Source organism: Streptomyces sp. NPDC055103 (assembly GCF_053607625.1).
Genome location: NZ_JBSGTX010000142.1, coordinates 1 through 6,040, shown reverse-complemented (window position 1 = coordinate 6,040; position 6,040 = coordinate 1). Strand labels below are relative to the sequence as shown.

At 77.0% G+C, this 6,040-nt stretch carries 1 protein-coding gene; it reads left to right on the top strand.

Annotated elements, in window-relative coordinates:
• Positions 1-6,040: SDR family NAD(P)-dependent oxidoreductase (locus ACWFR1_RS39890; protein ID WP_453560879.1), on the top strand; the 6,040-nt coding region annotated here is incomplete at both ends.

The following is a 6,040-nucleotide window of genomic DNA, read 5'->3' as shown; positions in this document are numbered from 1 at the left end:
GTCCGCTTCCACGACGCCCTCCAGACCCTGAACACCGAAGGCGTCACCACCCTCCTCGAAATCGGACCCGACGGCGTACTCTCCGCAATGGCCGAGGGCGCCGGGGTCTCCGTGCCCGCGCTGCGCAGGAACCGGGACGAGGAGCAGAGCCTGCTGACCGCGCTCGCCACGCTCTTCGTCCACGGCGCCGACGTCGACTGGACCCGGGTGCGCGCGGGGGCCACCGGGCGCCGCGTACCCCTGCCCACGTACGCCTTCCAGCGCCGCCGGCACTGGATCGACGGCGGCCGTCCTCCGGCGGGCGCTCCGGACCCGGCTCCCGCCCAGGCCGCAGAGGCCTCCCAGATGCGGTCCGGGCCCTCGCGGGACGTCCGGGACGTCACCCGGCTCGTGTCCGCGCACGTCGCCGCCGTCCTGGAGTACGGCGAGGACCAGCGCGTCGACCTCCGGCTGCCGTTCAAGGACCTCGGCTTCGACTCGCTCATGGCGGTCGAGCTGCGCGACCGGCTCGGGGCCGCCACCGGGCTGCCGCTGTCCAGCGGGCTGCTCTTCGACCACCCCACGCCCGCCGCCCTCGTCTCGCATGTGGAACGGGAGCTGGCCGGGGATCAGGACGGGGAAGGGGAGGCTGTTCTCCCCGGTGCCCCGGCGGACGACGGCGAGCCCATCGCGATCGTCGCCATGGCCTGCCGCTACCCGGGCGGCGTCGCCACGCCCGAGGACCTGTGGGAGCTGGTCGCCGAGGGGCGCGACGCGATCTCCGGCTTCCCCGTGGACCGGGGCTGGGACGAGGACTTGTACGACCGGGACCCGGACCGCACGGGCAGGAGTTCGGTTCGCGAGGGCGGCTTCCTGCACGACGCCGGCCTGTTCGACGCCGGGTTCTTCGGGATCTCGCCGCGCGAGGCGCTCGCCATGGACCCGCAGCAGCGGCTGCTCCTGGAGACCGCCTGGGAGGCGGTCGAGCGCGCCGGGATCGACCCGCAGGGCCTGGCGGGCAGCCGGACCGGTGTGTTCGTCGGAGCGACCGCGCTCGACTACGGTCCCCGGCTGCACGAGGCCCCCCGCAGCGTCGAGGGCCACCTCCTGACCGGCAGCACCAGCAGTGTCATGTCCGGCCGCATCGCCTACCAGCTCGGGCTCGTCGGGCCCGCCATCACCGTGGACACCGCCTGTTCGTCCTCGCTGGTGGCGCTGCACATGGCCGTGCGGTCCCTGCGGCAGGGCGAGACGACGCTCGCGCTCGCCGGGGGCGTGACCGTGATGTCGGCGCCCGGGATGTTCGTCGAGTTCTCGCGGCAGCGCGGGCTGGCGGCGGACGGGCGCAGCAAGTCGTTCTCGGCGGACGCGGACGGCACCTCGTGGTCCGAGGGCGTGGGCCTGCTGCTGCTCGAAAGGCTGTCCGACGCGCGGCGGAACGGGCACCAGGTCCTCGCCGTGCTGCGCGGCTCCGCCGTCAACCAGGACGGCGCCTCCAACGGCCTCACCGCCCCCAACGGGCCCTCGCAGCAGCGCGTCATCCGGCAAGCCCTCGCCGACGCCCGGCTCACCCCCGCCGACGTCGACGCCGTCGAGGCCCACGGCACCGGCACCCGGCTCGGCGACCCCATCGAGGCCGAGGCGCTCCTCGCCACCTACGGGAGTGGGCGGCACGAGCGGGAGCCCGTGTACCTGGGCTCGCTGAAGTCGAACATCGGGCACGCACAGGCCGCCGCGGGAGTCGGCGGGGTCATCAAGATGGTGCAGGCGATGCGGCACGGCATGCTGCCCCGGACCCTGCACGTCAGCGAGCCGACCCCGCGCGTCGACTGGTCGTCCGGTGCCGTCGAACTGCTCGGCGAGGCCCGCCCGTGGCCCGAGACGGGCGGCCCGCGCCGCGCCGCCGTCTCCTCCTTCGGCATCAGCGGAACGAACGCGCACGTGATCATCGAACAGGCCGAGGGAGGCGCGGCCACTCTCCCGACCGACACCGACACCGACACCGACTCCGATGCCGGCACCGACTCCGGCAGCACCGTCCCCGTGCTCTGGGCGCTCTCCGCGCGCGACGAGGACGCGCTGCGGGCGCAGGCCGTGCGGTTGCGGCAGCACCTCGCCGGGCGGGACGGGGTGCGCCCCGAAGACGTCGGGCGCTCGCTCGTCACCACGCGGGCGACCTGGGACGAGCGGGCCGTCGTGACGGGCCGCACCACCGGGGACCTGCTCGCCGGGCTCGACGCGCTCGGCGCCGGCGGCGTGGCCGTGGGCGATCCCCGGGTCGTGACCGGCAGCGCGGCCCGCGCCGGACGCACGGCGTTCCTCTTCACCGGGCAGGGCGCCCAGCGCGCCGGCATGGGGCGCGAACTGTACGAGGCACGGCCGGAGTTCGCCGCCGCCCTCGACGAGGTGTGCGCGGCCCTCGACCCGCACCTGGAACTCCCCCTGCGCGACGTGATGTTCGGCGCGGAGGAGGCCGACGGGCCGCTGCACGAGACCCGCTACACGCAGCCCGCGCTGTTCGCCCTGGAGGTGGCGCTGTTCCGGCTTCTCGAGCGCGACGGGTTCGTGCCCGACGCCGTGGCCGGGCACTCGATCGGCGAGCTGGCCGCCGCCCACGCCGCGGGGGTGCTGTCCCTTGAGGACGCCGCCGCGCTGGTCGCGGCCAGGGGCCGGCTGATGCAGTCGGCGCGCCCCGGCGGGGCGATGGTCGCGATCCAGGCGACGGAGGCGGAGCTCGTACCGGATCTCGCGGAGTACGCGGGGCGGCTCGCGCTCGCGGCCGTCAACGGGCCGGACTCCGTCGTCGTCTCCGGTGACGCGGACGCCGCCGGGGAACTCGCGACGCGCTGGGCCGGGCGCGGGCGCAAGACCCGTGCGCTGCGGGTCAGCCATGCCTTCCACTCGCCGCACATGGACGGGGTGCTGGACGAGTTCCGGCGGGTCGCGGCCTCGCTGACGTACCACGCTCCCCGGATTCCCGTCGTGTCGACCGTGACCGGCGCGGTCGCGACCGCGGACGAGCTGTCCTCGCCCGCCTACTGGGCGGAGCAGATCCGTCAGGCCGTACGGTTCCACGACGCGGTCCGCACCCTGGAGGACGACGGCACGACCGTCTTCGTCGAGGTCGGCCCGGACGCCGTCCTGACCGCCCTGGCCACGGGCTCCTTCACCTCCGGGGACTCCACCGCCCTCGCCCTGCTGCGGGCGGGGCGCCCCGAGACCGACACGTACACCGCCGGTCTGGCCCGCGCCCACGTCGTGGGCGCGCGCGGCGACCTCGCGGCGCTGTACCCCGGGGCCGCACGGGTCGACCTGCCCACGTACGCCTTCCGGCGGGAGCACTACTGGCTGGCGGCGGAGACCCGGACGGACGCCCGTGGTCTCGGGGTGGACCCGGCGGGCCACCCGCTGCTGGGCTCGGCGGTCGAGCTGGCCGGGCGCGAGGAGCTGCTGCTCACCGGCCGGCTGGCGCCGGGCAGCCATCTGTGGCTGGCCGACCACCGGATCGGCGGGACGGTCCTGGTGCCCGCCACCGCCTTCCTCGAACTCGCGGTCGCCGCAGGCGACCTGGCCGGTGCGGGACGGGTCGCCGAACTGACCCTGGAGGCGCCCCTCGCGCTGACCGGGCGGGCCGGGGTCCGTGTCCAGGTGGCGGTGGCCCCGGCGGACGCGGCAGGGCTGCGGTCCTTCACGATCCACTCCCGGCCGGAGGACCGGCCGGAGGACCGGGCGGGAGACCCGTCGGAAGAACCGTCCGGCGACGACCCGGCCCGGCCGTGGACCAGGCACGCCTCCGGTTCGCTGGCCATCGGCCCGGCCGCCGTTCCCCCGGCGGACGAGGACCTGACCCGGTGGCCGCCGGAGGGCGCGGTCGCGGAACCCCTCGACGGCGTGTACGAGCGGCTGGCCGAGCTGGGCTACGCGTACGGCCCCGCCTTCCAGGGCCTGCGGGCCGTGTGGCGCGGGGACGGCGGCGTGACCTACGCCGAGGTCGCCCTCGACGCCGGACAGCACGAGGCCGCCGCGCGGTTCGGGGTCCATCCCGCGCTGCTCGACGCGGTGCTGCACCCGCTCGTCCTGGACGCGGCCGACCCGGAGCGGCCCGACCTGATCCGGCTGCCGTTCTCGTGGACCGGCGTCACCCTGCACGCGGCGGGCGCGACGACGGTCCGGGTGCGGCTGACGCCGGCCGGGCGGGACACGGTCACGCTGGCCGTCGCCGACGGCTCGGGTGCGCCCGTCGCCACCGTCGAGTCGCTGGCCCTGCTGCCGGTCGCCAAGGACCGGGTGCCGCGCCCGGAGGACGGGCGGACCGCCGGGGGGCTCTTCCGGATGGAGTGGCCGGCGGTCGCCCCCGGCGACGGCGCGGACCTCCGAATCGCCGCCGTCACCGGGTCCGACGCCCAACTCCCCGACGCCGACGTCCTGCTCGTCCGCGCCGACGGGCTCGGCGGCAACAGGCCCGGCGCCGACGGCGGGGCGGAGGACGACCCGTACGTCCTCACCCAGCGCGTCCTGGAACTGGTCCAGCGGTGGCTGGCCGACGAGCGCTCCGCGGATTCCCGGCTGGTGCTCGTGACCGAGCGTTCCGTCGCCGTGCTCCCCGGCGACGAGGTCACCGGCCTGGCCACGGCATCCGTGTGGGGCCTGATCCGCTCCGCGCAGTCCGAGCACCCCGGCCGGCTGACGCTCCTGGACGTCGACGGGCCCCGCGCCGCCGACGACCCGCTCGTTCGCGCCGCCGTCGCCACCGGCGAACCGCAGCTCGCGCTGCGCGGCGACACCCTGCACGTGCCCCGGCTCGCCCGGCACGGCGGGCCCCCGGCCGCCGACGGGCCCCGGACCGTGCCCGGCACGGACGGCACCGTCCTCATCACGGGCGGCACCGGCGGGCTCGGCGCGCTCGTCGCCCGCCACCTCGTGACCGCCCACGGCGCCCGGGACCTGATGCTGGTCAGCCGTCGGGGCGCGGACACGCCGGGCGCCGACACCCTCGTCTCCGAACTCGCCGGTCTCGGCGCCCGGGTGAACGTCGTCGCCGCGGACGTCTCCGAACGCGCCGAGGTGGCCGCCCTGCTCGAACGGGTCGCGCCGGACCGTCCGCTGACCGCCGTCGTGCACACGGCCGGCGTCCTCGACGACGCCACCGTGGAGGCGCTCGACGCCGGCCGGCTGCGGGCCGTGCTGCGTCCCAAGGTCGACGCCGCCCGCCACCTGCACGAGCTGACCCGGGGTCTCGACCTGCGCGCCTTCGTGCTCTTCTCCTCGGTGTCCGGCATCACCGGCACCGCCGGGCAGGCCAACTACGCCGCCGCCAACACCTATCTCGACGCGCTCGCCGCACACCGCCGCTCCCTCGGCCTGCCCGCCGTCTCGCTGGCCTGGGGCCTGTGGGACGGCACCCACGGCATGGGGGCGCGGCTCGGGGACGCCGACCTGGCGCGCTGGGCGCGGGCCGGGGTGACCCCGCTCGACCCGGAGACCGGGCTCGCGCTGCTGGACGCCGCGCTGGCCGCCGGGGACGCCCTCTCCGTACCGGCGCTGCTCGACCCGGCGCGGGTGCGGGGCGCGGACGGGCTGCCGCCCGCCGTGCTGCGCGGTCTGGTACGGCCCCGGCGCGCGGCGCGCGCTACGGCGGCGGGACCGGCGGCCGGGGACGGCGCGTGGGCTCCGCGGATCGCCGCGCTGCCGGAGCGGGAGCGGGCCGACGCGGTCCTGGACCTCGTGCGCACGGTGGTCGCCGGGGTGCTCGGGCACGCCGACGCGAGCCGTCTCGATCCCGGACGCGCCTTCAAGGACCTCGGGTTCGACTCGCTGGCCGGGGTCGAGCTGCGGAACCGGCTCAACGCGGCCACCGGTCTGCGGCTGCCCGCGACGACCGTCTTCGACCACCCCTCCCCGGCGTCGCTCGCGGCCCACCTGCACGAGCGGGTCGCCGGCGAGGGGACCGTCGCGGCGGCCCCCGCCCCGGGGGGGCGGGGGGGGGGCGCCCCCCCACAACCCCACGCCCACCACGGGCAGTCCAGCCGCCTCCCCCGCGGGGTGCGGGCCCCCCCGGGCC